Annotated in this window: 13 protein-coding genes; 5 read left to right on the forward strand and 8 right to left on the reverse strand. The window is 44.2% G+C overall.

What is annotated here, in order from left to right; translation table 11 throughout:
* Positions 1–5: 5 nt before the first annotated feature.
* Entirely contained in the window at positions 6–605 is a 600-nt protein-coding gene (locus EYS00_RS00270; protein WP_130634579.1) for a glutathione S-transferase family protein, read from the forward strand.
* Here EYS00_RS00270 and EYS00_RS00275 read toward each other — a convergent pair.
* Entirely contained in the window at positions 586–1,191 is a 606-nt protein-coding gene (locus EYS00_RS00275; protein ID WP_130634580.1) for a tRNA-uridine aminocarboxypropyltransferase, read from the reverse strand. The two genes, EYS00_RS00270 and EYS00_RS00275, sit on opposite strands and share 20 nt — an antisense overlap.
* 88 nt (positions 1,192–1,279) lie before the next feature.
* On the opposite strand from EYS00_RS00275, the gene EYS00_RS00280 reads away from it, so the two are divergent.
* The 3 genes from EYS00_RS00280 (at position 1,280) to EYS00_RS00290 (ending at position 3,634) form a co-directional block, all read left to right on the forward strand.
* Entirely contained in the window at positions 1,280–1,618 is a 339-nt protein-coding gene (locus tag EYS00_RS00280) for an MGMT family protein (protein WP_130634581.1), read from the forward strand.
* Positions 1,619–1,671: 53 nt separating this feature from the next.
* A complete protein-coding gene (locus EYS00_RS00285; RefSeq protein ID WP_130634582.1) occupies positions 1,672–2,877 on the forward strand; it encodes an HD-GYP domain-containing protein in 1,206 nt (401 codons plus the stop codon).
* 127 nt (positions 2,878–3,004) lie between these two features.
* Entirely contained in the window at positions 3,005–3,634 is a 630-nt protein-coding gene (locus EYS00_RS00290; protein WP_130634583.1) for an OmpA family protein, read from the forward strand.
* A gap of 7 nt (positions 3,635–3,641) precedes the next feature.
* Here EYS00_RS00290 and EYS00_RS00295 read toward each other — a convergent pair whose 3' ends face one another.
* The 4 genes from EYS00_RS00295 to EYS00_RS00310 all read right to left on the reverse strand — a co-directional run bounded on the left by EYS00_RS00295 (position 3,642) and on the right by EYS00_RS00310 (position 7,665).
* Positions 3,642–4,106 (reverse strand): nuclear transport factor 2 family protein, encoded by a 465-nt coding sequence (locus EYS00_RS00295; protein WP_130634584.1) that lies wholly within the window; start codon positions 4,104–4,106, stop codon positions 3,642–3,644.
* Between the two features lie 114 nt (positions 4,107–4,220).
* Positions 4,221–5,513 carry a DUF3526 domain-containing protein gene (locus EYS00_RS00300; RefSeq protein ID WP_130634585.1) on the reverse strand — a complete coding sequence of 431 codons (1,293 nt, stop codon included), beginning with the start codon at positions 5,511–5,513 and terminating at the stop codon, positions 4,221–4,223.
* Positions 5,510–6,946 carry a DUF3526 domain-containing protein gene (locus EYS00_RS00305; RefSeq protein WP_130634586.1) on the reverse strand — a complete coding sequence of 479 codons (1,437 nt, stop codon included), beginning with the start codon at positions 6,944–6,946 and terminating at the stop codon, positions 5,510–5,512. The genes EYS00_RS00300 and EYS00_RS00305 overlap by 4 nt, the downstream gene beginning before the upstream one ends.
* Positions 6,946–7,665 carry an ABC transporter ATP-binding protein gene (locus EYS00_RS00310; RefSeq protein WP_130634587.1) on the reverse strand — a complete coding sequence of 240 codons (720 nt, stop codon included), beginning with the start codon at positions 7,663–7,665 and terminating at the stop codon, positions 6,946–6,948. The genes EYS00_RS00305 and EYS00_RS00310 overlap by 1 nt, the downstream gene beginning before the upstream one ends.
* 329 nt (positions 7,666–7,994) lie before the next feature.
* Here EYS00_RS00310 and EYS00_RS00315 point away from each other — a divergent pair, with 329 nt between their 5' ends.
* Positions 7,995–9,959 carry a methyl-accepting chemotaxis protein gene (locus EYS00_RS00315; RefSeq protein WP_130634588.1) on the forward strand — a complete coding sequence of 655 codons (1,965 nt, stop codon included), beginning with the start codon at positions 7,995–7,997 and terminating at the stop codon, positions 9,957–9,959.
* A 9-nt stretch (positions 9,960–9,968) separates the two neighbouring features.
* Here EYS00_RS00315 and EYS00_RS00320 read toward each other — a convergent pair whose 3' ends face one another.
* From EYS00_RS00320 to EYS00_RS00330, 3 genes are all read right to left on the reverse strand, one after another.
* Positions 9,969–10,970 carry a LacI family DNA-binding transcriptional regulator gene (locus EYS00_RS00320; protein ID WP_130634589.1) on the reverse strand — a complete coding sequence of 334 codons (1,002 nt, stop codon included), beginning with the start codon at positions 10,968–10,970 and terminating at the stop codon, positions 9,969–9,971.
* A gap of 73 nt (positions 10,971–11,043) precedes the next feature.
* Positions 11,044–12,588, reverse strand: a complete 1,545-nt coding sequence (locus tag EYS00_RS00325; protein WP_130634590.1) for an MFS transporter — start codon at positions 12,586–12,588, stop codon at positions 11,044–11,046.
* Positions 12,589–12,635: 47 nt separating this feature from the next.
* Positions 12,636–13,973 carry a GH1 family beta-glucosidase gene (locus EYS00_RS00330; RefSeq protein ID WP_130634591.1) on the reverse strand — a complete coding sequence of 446 codons (1,338 nt, stop codon included), beginning with the start codon at positions 13,971–13,973 and terminating at the stop codon, positions 12,636–12,638.
* Positions 13,974–14,218 lie beyond the last annotated feature (245 nt).

A 14,218-nucleotide genomic window follows, 5' to 3' on the forward strand; every position in this document is an offset into this window, starting at 1 on the left:
AGCCTATGCGTATCTATGGCGACAAGCGTTCAGGGAACTGTTACAAGCTTCAGTTGTTACTCGCTCTACAGGGTAAAACATGCGAATGGATTGATGTAGATATTCTCAAAGGTCAGACGCGTACTGATGGATTTCTGGAAAAGTCTGCCAATGGCAAAATTCCTATTTTAGAGTTTGACGACGGCCGTGTGCTGTCTGAGTCAAATGCAATAATGCACTACCTCGCCGCTGGTTCACCGTTTATTCCGTCATCTACCTATGAATTTGCCAAGTTACTTCAGTGGCAATTCTTTGAGCAATACAGCCATGAACCTTATATTGCAGTGGCTCGATATATCAATATATATCTAGGGCTACCCGAAGAGAAAAAAGCAGAGTTTGAAGCGAAACAGGCGGGTGGCTATAGCGCACTAGAGGTGATGGAGAGACAGCTCACCGAAACACCTTTTTTAGTGGGTGACAGCTTAACCCTTGCTGATATATCACTATTTGCTTATACCCATGTGGCACATGAAGGCGGTTTTGATTTGACGCCCTTCCCTGCAGTACGCAATTGGATATCACTCGTGAAAGATCAGAAGGGATTCATCCCCTTGCAAGGTTAGTCTTTTTTGTTGCTCGTCGGTGATGTTTTGGCCCTTGCCAATGTTGTTGCATGGCCTGTTGAAGATTGTAAAGTGGCGATACGTCAATGTTATACACACAGCCAAGGGCGTATGCCGTTGCCTCGAGGGTAGAAAGCCCTGCTTTTACTTGTGTATGCCTTATTGCGTATTGAGTTTGAGGTGCGCTGTTAAAGTGAAAACTGGGCAGCATAGTTAACCAAGGGTATAGCTGCATAATTCCGAAGGCCTGACGCCAACTGCCGTCAATGACTACAAGGTGCGTTAATCTGCGTGCAAGTGCATCTTTGTGGTCTTCAAGGGCGGCACTGTTATCACTGGGATAGAGTATGGCGGATGTGTTAGGTGATAGGGTTTGTTTCAGTGCGTTAATGCGCTCAGCGTCGTTGTGAGCAACAATATGTGTACGTTGATTACTGATGGCAACCAGCTTCGCTGTATTTTTAGCATGAGATGCTTCTTTAGCGTGTTGTAAAATATAGATATCTAACGGAATATCAAAGGGTACCAATGCACTGCAAACACAGGTGGATAACGGATAAGCACAATGCTCACAATAAGCTCTCATTTTTGTTTTAAACTCACCCACTCTAGAATTATTGGCTACAATTGTAATGCATCGGTGATGTTTTTTAGAAATAGAGTCTCTCGCTATTATGAGTGAAGTATCCCTTTCTGAAAAAATCACTACTACGCTAGCGCTAGTACCTAGTGGTGTTGTTGTTAGCTACGGTCAGTTAGCTGATTTAGCAGGCTTACCGGGGCGCGCTCGTTACGTGGGGCAATGCCTTAAACAAACTAATGACATTGTGAACTGGCATCGTGTATTGAGGTCAAACGGGCATATTGCCTTTCCAGAGAACACTTTGAATTATCGTATACAGTGCGAGAAATTGTGTTCTGAGGGTGTTGACGTCGTCAATGGAAGGGTGAATATGAAGCGTTTTGGATGGAGACCAGATATCTATACTCTTCTCTCTCAACTCAAATACTAATGCGGTTCGCCATCGACCGCTACTCGCAAAAATAGAAGAATGAATTTGACAATATGACATCGTCGCCACTGAAAAAGATTACTATCGATGAGCTTAAGCCTGGAATGTATGTGCATCATATTGATGAACAAAAGGGCCGTTTGTCAGTGACAAATCAGGGGAGAATCTCTTCGCAGGCCTCTGCTGATTTATTAAAAAAGCGCGGTGTCAAAGCATTAACGATTGATACGTCAAAAACCCTCAGTATGGACGACACTCCAGGAGAAGACAGTCACAACAACAGTCAATGTGATGAACCACAACAAAGTGGTCCAAAGGTATCGTTACAAGATGAGCTAACCCGAGCCTCCAAGCTTCATCATCAGGGTAAACAAATACAAAAGCTATTGTTGTCGAGTGTGAAAAAAGGACTACCGTTTGACGATAAAATACCGCGCACATTCTCAAAAAACTTGGTGTCTTCCGTAGACAGAAACCCCGATGCACTACTGTGTTTAACTAAAATTCGCGAAAAAGACGACTACCTGTTTGAACACTCATTAAACGTCGCCATATTACTCGCCCATTTTGCCCGTTATCTAGGAATGTCGGATAACGATGTGCAGGACTTGGCTTATGCCGGATTTCTTCATGATTTGGGTAAAATTAAAGTGCCCGATGAAATATTGCACAAACCTGGCCGATTAACTGATTCGGAAATGGAAGTAATGCGGGGTCACGTTGCGTTTGGTGTGGATTATTTAAAGCAGACCGATATTGCGCCTCCGCTCATCCGGGCTATCAGTGAACATCACGAAAGATTGGATGGTTTGGGTTATCCGGCCGGCGTAGCAGGACAAGACATTAGTAAAGCAGGTCGAATGCTTGCTATTGCGGATATGTACGATGCATTAGTTGCCGATAGGGTTTACAAAAAAGGCATGCCGAGTCAAAAGGCGTTTGCCATTCTCATTGGCGATGCGCCCAATCGTTTAGATGAGGTACTAGTTAAACAGTTTATTAAGTGCATGGGCGTATACCCCGTGGGTAGCGTTGTTTTATTGTCGAACGAAAGATTAGCAATGGTTATCGCACAAAGTGATAACCCGTTAACCCCAAAGGTGAAGATCTTCTATTCGGCGAGAAATAATCATTTCTTAGAAGCCAAAGATGTAGCGCTGAGCAACGAGCCTCGTATTACTATTGTTAAAGCGGTAAAAGCGGGTGATTATAATATTGATATCAATGCATTCTTTGAGCGTTCAGTGTCTATTGCTTGATAGTTTTCGTTTAGCTAGCATTCATCTTCACGAACGTATACTTATTTCAGGTTAGCGAAGGATGACTAAACCCAGTTCTTTATCCAACCCGTGGTTCAACACAATTTTTATTTTCAACGGAGTCATTATGAAACACTATCTTTTCACTGGAATTGTTGTTTCCACCTTGTTCGTAAGTGGGTGTATGAGCACTACTAACAATACACAGCGAGGCGCAATGATTGGCGCGGTTTTGGGTGCTGTGCTAGGTAAAGCTACTGGCGACCACGATAAAAGCCGGTATGCATGGGGAGCAGCTGTTGGCGCCATCGCTGGAAGTGCAATTGGCAGCTATATGGATAAACAAGAAGAAGCTCTGCGTGAACAACTGTCTGATACGGGTGTACAAGTCGTAAGAGAAGGCGATAATTTGCGTCTTATCATGCCCGGCGACATTACTTTTGCTACCAACAGTTCAACTATTAGCACCAGCTTCCACCCAGTGTTGCAAGATGTGGCTACTGTGGTCAATCAGTATGAGAAAACCATACTGATGATTAAAGGCCACACAGACGACGTTGGTTCAGAAGAATACAACCAAGGGCTGTCCGAACGTAGAGCTGGAGAAGTGTCTAACATTCTCACACAGTTTAGCGTTAATCCAACCCGTATTACCTTGGTGGGTATGGGTGAATACGAACCTAAAGTGCCAAATACTACTGATGCAAATCGACAAATTAACCGTCGTGTAGAGCTAGAGATCCACCCGCTAACCTAAGCAAACTTTAAGGAGTGTACGCTTTTATTTGGTCGGCAATATCGTCGGCCAATGCGTTAGGTACGGGAATGGCTAGGTGATATTGAGCAAACTTCCATTGCCCATTGGATTTCTCCAATACTCCTGTACCTCGCGTTACACCCAGGCTCTCGTTGTAAAGTAACTCGTCAAACCAAGCAACGTTCCCATTAGCAGAGAAGTAGATATTTCGTTCTGTTACCGTGTAGGTCCATCCCCTACCCTTATCAAAGTGGGGCGTGGCGTAAGCTTTAAACTCATCGACGGTCCAGGTTTCACTGGCATCTGTACCAATAAAAATCGCGCTGTCGTCAAACAATGCAAAGTAAGCTTTTCCGTTGGCTTCTGATGCATAAGTGTGAAGGGCGTCGATGGTTTGCGCTACGTCATCATGTTCGTGCGACAGTGCATGGGCTGATGTAAAAAAACAAAAAAATAGAATGATTGCGCGCATAAATTTCCTAAGAGATTCGCTCTACTGATTATTCAATAATGCGGCAAAACAAGAGAAATGTCACAACGAGAAAAACAGTGTCGCACGAAACCTCGTACGACACTGAACACACAATTACTGTTGGGTGTGTTTCGCCTCATCGCTATTCGTGGTGTAGCGCGGGAGATCTTCCAACACATCCACAGAAAACTCCACATCGTTAAACAGTAATGGATAGTAAAACTGTCTGAGATCAGCGTGGTATTCTCTGATCTTGGCTTCGTACGTCATCATTGCTTCGGTATTGGTATTCGCAATAGCCGTCATTACTCGTTGAGTCAGCATGGGCGGAGACATCCAAGCAATGTAGCTGGCGAGCTTATCGCGCTGCTTGATAGCGTCTCTATATGAAGAAGACAAAGGCGCTGCAGTTTGGTCACCTACTTGCTGAAACGCGTAGTACCATTTCCATTCGAACAGCGAACTCATTTCTGTTTTGTCTGCCCATTGTGGGTGAGTTGCGAGAAACCCATCCCACGTTGCTGAAAAAGGTAAATCCCAAGCACCGTTTACGGCCTCTCGTTGCGTTAATACAATTTCGCCACCGCTGGGACTCTGCACGGCAGACTTTATAATATTGTCACCTGCGACCGGAATGACAACAGTAATTAGCAACCATATTCCCAGTAACGAAGAGGCAATACGCGCCGAGTTCATCGACGCAAACTGTTTGAACCCGCTCACTGCATAGGCGATAGCGGTCCACAGTGCAAGATGTGCGATGGTGATACCAACGATGAGTGCTATGTTCAATGCACTAGCACCGTTGACTATCGCGCCAATCACAAAAGGAATCACTATTGCCGAACCCAGTGCTGCGCTTTGTACGACTGCGCGAATAAGCCACAACGCTTTTTGATTGCTGGTGGTGACGGTTAGCAAATCATATCGCCCAGCCTCTCTCTCGCCCGAACGCAAATCATGAAGCAGCAATATGACGAATAATGGCATGAGTACACTGATCAAGAACGCGTAGTCAAAACGTCCTACTAATGATAACTCTGGATTATCAGCGTCGGTCTCATAAATTTGCCCTTCGAGGGCGAGCATACGAACTCTATGCTTCCAGGGATATACGTCTCGCTGCCCCATAGCTGCGAATGCCACTGGCGATGGTTCGTCGTAAGTTAAATGAAAGGTGTAGTAAGCTGCACTACCAAAATCACTCTGGTGAGACTGTACATTAACTCTATCTGTGTGGTCCTTTGCAATCAGTCTTTCAATGGTTTCTTGTTGCGTCTGTGTTTCAGTAATACCGCTCCATACGGCAAAAACTGATAATAGAAATGCCGCAAAAATGAAAGCTACACGATATTTTTGCTTGGCGATGAAACCAGCTTCCCGTTTTATATCTTTGAAATAGCTCATGGTTTAACCCTCCTCACTGCAACAACAAGGAGGCCGACAGTAAGTAGTACCCAAAACAATAGTTGTGTTGCAGCGCTCAAACTTTGTTGTATTCGAGCTGCAGCAGGGTCAGGAGTAAACGAAAACGATGACAAGACCTGCCAGTGACTGGCATCAACTTTTGCTGCTTTCGCAGTATCCTCATTCTTATATCGATTCACGTCGTGGCCATAGTCTAAATGGTCTGCATGAACTTTATTGAGAGACTGAACAAAGTCGAATCGCAAGGTTTCTGCTTCCCGTAAAAAGCGATGATGGGTTTCGATATTGGTTCCCGCCATTGTCATAGAAAAGGTGCGAATGGCTACGGTGGGCGATAACCATCCAAACCATCGTGAAACTTGTGTTTGTGCAAGCTCGGTATCCATTCTAGCTTCTGCAAAACGATTGAGTACGTCGGTAAGCTTTTGCTCTGAATACTGTGCTACTACACCACGGAAGTTAACGGGAAGCTCATCAACATCATCTGCATCATATTGTGCAAGTAAATTCGCTTTTAGTGCGGCAAATGCGGGGTCTTGTGCATTGTGCCCGTCACCGAGTTTTCTCAGCTCTTCAAGCACTGCAAAGTCTGCCTCTAGTTTTCCTTGAGAGGGCTCAAGGGCCGCAGCTGTTGAGCTACCAATGCGAGGTACCAAAATACAAAGCAGCACCCACACGCTGATCAATGATGCAAAACTCGCACTACCCTTACCGCAAAGCGACGATATGCCAATTACCACGCCGCACCAAATGGCCATGTAAAAGCAATATCCAACAAAAAATCCTAGGGTGATCAGCGCGGCCTCGCCACTCAGTGTTGCTAAAATACTGGCAATGCCCACGGGTAAAATAAACAGCAAAGCGCCGCAGAATAGCGCTAGGTATTTACCCAAAATAAGTTGTGATACTGGCAAACCCTGAGTGATCATAATATTGAGGGTTCCCGCTTCTTTCTCACGAGTAAGTGCCGCAAAACCAATAATAATCACAAAGAGTGGCGCCAAGATTTGCAACAAAAAGCTTGGTGATAAGCTACTGAATCGCGTCATGCCACTCGATTGTCTCTGATCGGCGAACATTGCAGAGTTTTGACGGTGACCTTCCAAGAATATCGATGTTCCGGTATAGGCATCTACACCGGGCTCTACCGTACTTAGCTGAGACGGTGCACGAAACACATAATGCCCATAGTGCACCATGCGATGGGGGTGTCTGTCTGGTTGATCGACAAACCTCGCCTCGGCAGTTTTTTGCAGCTGTGTTCTCTCGTTAGCTGCGTGTTGAATATTTATGGTGTTTACTACGACAGCTGCGAGTGTAAGTAGTAAACCGATCACCAAAACTGTGATACCCAGTTTGGTTCGTTGCCAGTACCGCCACTCGTCAGCAAAAATATGCTTTATCGTTTCCATTAGTGATCTCGCATAGAAAACGCAGTGTGCACAGCTTCGGTATCTATGGTGTCGTTGGAGCCGCGCTCGAACATTCCTACTATGCCGCCCTTGTGAAGCAGTCCAATACGGTGAGCAATTTGACATGCACCATAAACGTCATGAGTGACCATGAATACTGTAGTGCCCTGTTCCGATAAACTTGCAACCAATTGGTTGAATTTATCAATTGCACTGGGATCTAAACCCGATGTTGGCTCGTCGAGAAACAATACCGGCGCTTCTCGAAGTAAAGCTAACGCAATAGCCGTCTTTTGGCGCATCCCCTTTGAATAACTCGATAGAGGCTTGTGCCACGCATTAACTTGCAATGCAACACGATTGAGTGCCTGTTTGATGTCATCTTCAGTTCGGTTGATACCGCCGAGCGAGAGGAAGTACTCGATGTTTTCAATACCCGACAAGTGACCATATAAGGTGACTGACTCTGGAAGGTAGGCGATGTTTTTACGAATGCTATTAATGTCTTTTTTGACTGACCTATCTAGCACGTATGCATCACCGGAAGTGGGAGATACCGTGCCCAAAAACGTTTTCAACGCTGTGGATTTACCGGCACCATTACCTCCCAGTAAAGCAAATACTTCACCTTGTTTTACTGAAAAATCTACGCAATCTAGCACAGTATGATCTGCAAAACTTACAGTTAAAGATGAAGCTTTGAGTATGTCTTTAGGCATGTTTCACTCAGTAATTTCATGAAATGTTATATTATAACGATTTGCATATGTTAGGTGGTTTGCGTAGTTAAAATCAACAACTCTGATGAGGACTGTTCAAAAAATACGATGAGTTGCAAAGAGTTAGACGCAACGGCTAAGAATTAATCATGGTATCGTTTTGTAAGTTAAAGGTTTTGTTAACCATGTTGCGACCATGTGCTGATTTTATAAACATTGTGGTCTTAGCCTAATTGTTAGTTGTTATCTCATAATTAGTGTGTAACGTAATGAAAAATATATGTTCTTTTTGTCGATTTATGGGTTATTACTCAATGTAGGGGCAAGGTGTGAGACAACTATTTTCAAAGTACATCAACTACGTAATTTTGCTTCCAGCGTCGATTTTGCTGATCATGTTGTTGTTTGACTCAGTCAACGCGGTTAAACGTATTCAAAGTTCCAACGCACTTTCAGATCACGTGTCGTTGGCAATTGTCACTAATCAGCTTGTACACGAGCTGCAAAAAGAGCGAGGGATGTCAGCCGGTTATATTGGATCAGGTGGTCGAAAATTTGCTGATCTTTTGCCTAAGCAACGACAACTCACCGACGGTGCCCTACAAGATCTGACAGAAGCTTTCTCAGAGCAAACATACAGTGAAGAAGTCACCGTTGAGCTAAACGCCGTGTTCCGCGCCTTGGAACAACGTACCAAGGTAAGGCGGGAAGTCGACAATTTGTCGATGAGCCTAGGTGAAGCACTTAGCTATTACACATCAAATAATACTCGTATTCTCGAGCTCAATGGCGTGCTTGCCGATTATGCACAAGATCCTGAAGTAAAACAGGCATTGATCACCGTGTTTAATTTTGCATTTGGTAAAGAACAAGCGGGTATTGAACGCGCCGTGCTCAGTAATGGCTTTGGGGCAGATAGTTTTAGCGACAATCTGTTTACCCGCTTTATTCAACTCACTACCAAACAGAGCTCATATTTAGGCGAAGCAAGCCTATTTAGTGAGGGAGAAGCGAAACGTGCTATTGATAGTTTCTTTTCATCTTCTGAACATAAAGCTGTATTGGAATATAGAGCTTTGTTAGACAACAAACGCTCTGGCTTTGGGGTTAATCCTGAAGAGTGGTTCAGCGCCAGTACAAAGCGAATCAATGTGCTGAAGAAAACTCAAGATGACCTACTTAACTATGTCATCGGACAGTCAGATGCAGCTGTAGCAAGTAGCTACTCTATGCTGTTGATGTATGCTGTCATCCTGTCTTTGTCTGTTGGATTGAGCTATGCACTTTTTGCAACCCTCAATCTAACCAAGTTACAGTCAGAGGAAATTGCGCGAGTAACCGATGATATCGTGAATAAAAAGGATGTATCAGCGCGGGTGGCTCGTATCAGCAATGATGCATTAGGTCAGGCAACAGAAAGAATTAACTACATATTGAGCTTGTTTCAAAAAGACCTCAAAAAATTCCAAGAATACAGTCATGAAATCGCCTCTGCGACCCACGAGACCTCAGCGTCTGTGGATCAAAGTGAGCGGAACTTAAGAGAGCAGCAGCGCGATGTTTTAGACATTGTCAAAGCGGCGGATGAAATGAGTGCGAGTGCCAAACGTATTATCGATCTAATGCAACTTAACTCAGAAAGCGTGAATCTTGCGAAGGATGAAACTCAAGCAGGTAATATGTCGGTGGAGCAGTCTGTTGGCGGTATTGAAGCATTGTCGAATGAGGTGGACGCGCTGTCTGGCACCATCGACAACTTGAGGTCTAAAACTGACAGCATTTCTTCTATGGTTGATGTTATTCAATCGGTAGCAGAACAAACCAATCTCTTGGCATTGAACGCAGCTATCGAAGCGGCACGTGCTGGTGAACAAGGTCGTGGTTTTGCAGTGGTGGCCGACGAAGTAAGAGCATTGGCGGCGCGAACTAGTCAATCAACGGAAGAGATTTCAACCATTGTAGAAGAGCTTCAAGAGGGCTCACGTAAAGCAGATGAAGCCATCGGTCGAAGCAAACACAAAGCAAGTGCCGCAGTGGACGACTCCACGAATATTCTTACTTCATTGAAAAATATCGTTGATAAGATGCAAGACGTTGACGGTGCAACCGCAACGGTATTCAAATCTGCTTTAGAGCAAACCGCCGCAGTTCGAAATATTACCGATAAAATTCACAGCATCGATAATCAGGCGGAAGAAAACGTGGCCGGTGCAACGCAAATTGGTCATGCGGCTCATCAACTCGCCGCCATCTCAGAAGACATGCAAAGCATGGTAGAAGAGTATAAAACCTAGTATTAACGCTTAGCCTTCGAACCGCATAGTCGACTCGCGTAAGATTAACTGCGGTTCGAATACTGGGCGTAAACTCAATGAATGGTTGTATACATTATTGAGAATAAAACGAGAGGCCATTTCCCCCATTTGATAAATAGGGTTACTCACTGTGGTCAATCTAGGAAATATATGGTGAGCAAATACCGCGTCATCAAACCCCACAACTGACAAATCGTGTGGCAAACTCATCCCCAAATCTCGAGCGCAACTCATCGCACCCGAGGCCATCCAGTCATTCGCGCACACCAGGGCTGAAAAAGGGATATCTTGAGAAAGGAGTTCGAGCAACCCAAGTTTGCCATCATCTTCGTTATAGTGCCCTTCATAGATAAGTGCTGGATTCACGGGAAGACCTGCTTCTTCTAGTGCGCGACGATGGCCAGCTAAACGTTGATTCGCATCTCGTTTGTCTGATGGCCCGGATATGTAGGCAATATCTTTATGGCCTAAGCTGATGAGGTGCTGGGTTGCGAGATAACCACCCATTTCATTGTCTAAGCTAATACAGCTATTTTCTAGGCCTTCTACTTGGCGGTTAACCACAGAAATAGGCAGGCGGGTGTCGTTAACTTCTTTTAAGTAGGCATCAGGCATGGCTTCAACATGCATAATTAGCGCATCACAATTTCTGCTAATGAGAAACTCAACGGCATCTTTCTCAGTTTCTAAATTATTGTGACCTACCGTAATAATTACGTGCTTATCAGCATTGCGAAGGGTTGATTCAATGGCTTGCATCAAATCGCCAAAGAAGGGAGTGTTTAACTCTGAAACAAGAACACCAATACTATCTGAGCGGTTGGTCGCTAAACTTCGCGCTACCGAATTGGGGCGATAGTTTAACTCGCGCATGGCTTGCTCTACTTTGGCTTTTAACGCTTTATTGACGGTTGTTTTGCCATTGAGAACACGAGACACGGTAGAAAGTGAAACTCCTGCCCGTTCTGCCACTTGATAGATTGTTGCCACGCGTTTTATTCCCCACTACATTAAAAGGTTCACACTTGTGCTCAACGTTACTATTGAGCACATAAGAGAACTATTATGCCGTGATTGTCTGTGCTTCGCTACGGCGCTTGTGAAGTGTGTCCGTTACTTCTTGTTGTTTGGCATCAGTGAGAGGGTAGAACCAAATGAGAACAGCACCAGCAATACCGAAACATGCGGGGATCCAGCTCATTAGTGCCTTCATACCTTCCAAAGACTGTGTAATAGTTTCGGGTTCCATGCCGTTATATCCATAGCTACCAAGAACCAGCAATACCAGTGCTCCCGCGAAACCACCACCTGTTTTTTGAACAAATGAACCGGCGGAATAGGTTAGCCCGGTAGCTCTTCGTCCCGTTCGCCATTCATTGTAATCGGCAGAGTCACCCAGCATAGAGAAGAACAGTGTAGGCATTATGGCGGCAAAGAACTCAGCGCCACATCCAAGAGCAAATATCCCCATTACTGCGTTTTCCGGAACAAAGTAGATGGCACCTGTTAATGCGCTACTAACGAGTAAAGAGAGTATGAAAAGCGGTTTTCTTCCCATTCTTTTGGCGAGTATTGGCGTGGCTAACGCGCCCAATATAGATACCACTAATAATGCTATGAAAAAGTAACCCGTTAACAGTTCATCGCCCATGTAATACTTAAAGTAGTAGGCAATAACCCCATACTTAATACCGTTGAACATCATTGTGAGAAAGCCCATTCCCAATAAAATTAACCAAGGTTTATTGGAAAGTAGGTCAATGATGTCTTGTTGTGAACGGCTATTTTGCGATTCCGGACGCTTAATGAGTTTGCGGATAGCCAATGTCATGGCGATCATGACGACAACAAAAACGGCACCAGTTTCTACGTTACGGTAGTAAAAGAATGCTGTGATAGCGCCCAGCGGAATAAGTATTAAGGGCAGTTGGAAGGAAAGGTCTTTTAATTCTTTAGACAAGGTCGTCGTTGTGTCTTGCGGAACGGAGATTCGTTCTTTGGTAGTGGCCACGGTAGTGAGCATTAAAGCGATAAGCAAAGCTGCAAAAACATACATGGTATATTGGTACCCTTGGGCAGAATTCCCTTCACCAAAAAATTCTACCAGCATGGGAAGGCAGCCCATAACAAGCAAACCGCCTGCAAATGCCCCTGCAAACCGAAAGCCAGACAATGAGGTTCGCTCTTTATCGTCTGTGGTCATAACGCCCATGAGTGCTGAATAGGGCACATTGTTTACCGTGTACGCCAGAGTCAAACCTATATAGGTTAAATAGGCATACACCAGCTTACCGGTGTCTGAAAACGAAGGTGTGGTAAAACACAACACCATAAACAGCCCGAGAAATGGTGTAGAGGCTAAAATCCACGGTCTAAACTTACCCAATGAAGTATTCGTTCGATCGGCAATCATACCCATAATGATATCGGTGATACCATCCGACAATCGAACCACTAAAAAAAGCATGGCTGCGGCGGCAGCCGTTAATCCAAAGGTATCGGTATAGAAAACTGCAAGATAAGCGAGTGCTCCACGCCAAACTAGATTGGCTGCTGCATCACCTAGGCCATAACCTACCTTTTCTTTCAGTGACAAGGATGTTTGCATGATCCTCTCCTTAGAAATATTGTAATTATCGTTTTCTATAAAGTAGGTTAGTATCTACTTACTAACAGCTTCTTGAAGGCTTTTGCACTGGCTTTTAACGTACGCTTTTGAGTCTCAAAATCTACGTGAACAATACCAAATCGTTTTAAGTATCCTTCTGCCCATTCAAAGTTATCCATGAGACTCCACGCAAAGTAACCACTTACTTTTACACCGTGATCAATCGCTTTTGAGACCGAAGTCATGTGCCCTGAAAAATACTCAATACGATCCATATCATTAACTTCTCCATCTACCATTTCATCGGCCATGGCCGCTCCATTTTCAGTAATGTAAATGGGGGGAAGCTGATAGCGGCTGTGTAAAGACGTTAACAGATCATAAAGGGCTTGAGGATAAATTTCCCAACCAATATCGGTTTTCGGTTGGTTGTGCTCGTGCTCAAAATAAAGCTTGCTTTGGTCTTTTGCCGCTGAGTAATGTAATCGTGTGTAAAAGTTAATGCCGAGAAAGTCGATAGGCTGACAGATTTCCTGCATGTCGCCTGGCTCTATTGGAGGCTTGTCATTGTCATCGACTAAGTCTATAACCTCTGGATACGCGCCCTCCATTACCGGCTGCATATACCATTGGTTGATATATTCATCAGCATTTTTAGTCGCTTCTAAATCCTCTCGCTTGTCAGAACTTGCGTAACATGGTGTAAAGTTGAGTACGATACCGCTCAATGCTTTGGGAGCATTTTTTCTCAGTACTTTCATACCTTTACCATGAGCAAGTAGTATATGGTGAGCGGCAGCACGCCCCAGTTTACGGCCCACTTTTCCAGGGGCATGAACACCAATCTCATAGCCTAGAAACGCCGAACAAAAGGGTTCGTTAAAGGTCGCATAAGAATACACTCTGTCACCTAAAGCTTTTGTGATTACATCCACATAGTGCTCAAATGCAAAAACGGTGTCTCGGTTAACCCAACCGCCTTTATCTTCAAGATATTGCGGTAAATCCCAGTGGTAAAGGGTGACAAAAGGCTTAATTCCAGCATCGTTTAAAGAATCAAGCAATTGAATATAGAACGAGAGCCCTTCTTCACGAAGCTCACCACTGGCACTGACTACACGTGGCCAAGATATCGAAAAACGGTACGCGTCTACGTTTAAGTCTTGAAGTAGTGCTACGTCATCTTTCCAACGTTCGATGTGCTCGCAAGCTCGAACACCATCAGACTTGTCAGCAATAGCACCCTCTTTCTCGCAAAAGGTGTCCCAAATGCAGGGCTCTCTTCCTGCAATATCACCTTCTATCTGAAATGACGATGTGGCAGTGCCGAATAGAAATGACTTTCTATTCATTTCGCTGTTAGAAGGTATAACGATATCTTTCATAATTTGGGTAAACCTTTTGACTCTTACTATCAATGGGCCTGTTTATAACATGAACAACTCTTATTGAGAAAGCGCTTTCTTTAAATTTGTTAAAACTTTTCTTATGTTGACGTACAGAGTCGTGATTATGTTCATTGATTTCCTAAATAAATTCTATGAATCTGAATGTCAATAAGTCTTTGTTTTTAATCGGTTAATGTGTATTTTTTGTAAATTTTATTATGCTGCTATACTCTTTGTAGTGA

The organism is Alteromonas sp. KUL49, from assembly GCF_006538345.1.
Taxonomy (GTDB): Bacteria; Pseudomonadota; Gammaproteobacteria; order Enterobacterales; family Alteromonadaceae; genus Alteromonas.

What these genes read in the sequence shown, in the direction of transcription:
- EYS00_RS00270 (WP_130634579.1), top strand. Translation starts at nt 6, where the DNA reads ATGCGTATCTATGGCGACAAGCGTTCAGGGAACTGTTACAAGCTTCAG.
- EYS00_RS00275 (WP_130634580.1), bottom strand. Translation starts at nt 1,191, where the DNA reads ATGAGAGCTTATTGTGAGCATTGTGCTTATCCGTTATCCACCTGTGTT.
- EYS00_RS00280 (WP_130634581.1), top strand. Translation starts at nt 1,280, where the DNA reads ATGAGTGAAGTATCCCTTTCTGAAAAAATCACTACTACGCTAGCGCTA.
- EYS00_RS00285 (WP_130634582.1), top strand. Translation starts at nt 1,672, where the DNA reads ATGACATCGTCGCCACTGAAAAAGATTACTATCGATGAGCTTAAGCCT.
- EYS00_RS00290 (WP_130634583.1), top strand. Translation starts at nt 3,005, where the DNA reads ATGAAACACTATCTTTTCACTGGAATTGTTGTTTCCACCTTGTTCGTA.
- EYS00_RS00295 (WP_130634584.1), bottom strand. Translation starts at nt 4,106, where the DNA reads ATGCGCGCAATCATTCTATTTTTTTGTTTTTTTACATCAGCCCATGCA.
- EYS00_RS00300 (WP_130634585.1), bottom strand. Translation starts at nt 5,513, where the DNA reads ATGAGCTATTTCAAAGATATAAAACGGGAAGCTGGTTTCATCGCCAAG.
- EYS00_RS00305 (WP_130634586.1), bottom strand. Translation starts at nt 6,946, where the DNA reads ATGGAAACGATAAAGCATATTTTTGCTGACGAGTGGCGGTACTGGCAA.
- EYS00_RS00310 (WP_130634587.1), bottom strand. Translation starts at nt 7,665, where the DNA reads ATGCCTAAAGACATACTCAAAGCTTCATCTTTAACTGTAAGTTTTGCA.
- EYS00_RS00325 (WP_130634590.1), bottom strand. Translation starts at nt 12,588, where the DNA reads ATGCAAACATCCTTGTCACTGAAAGAAAAGGTAGGTTATGGCCTAGGT.
- EYS00_RS00330 (WP_130634591.1), bottom strand. Translation starts at nt 13,973, where the DNA reads ATGAAAGATATCGTTATACCTTCTAACAGCGAAATGAATAGAAAGTCA.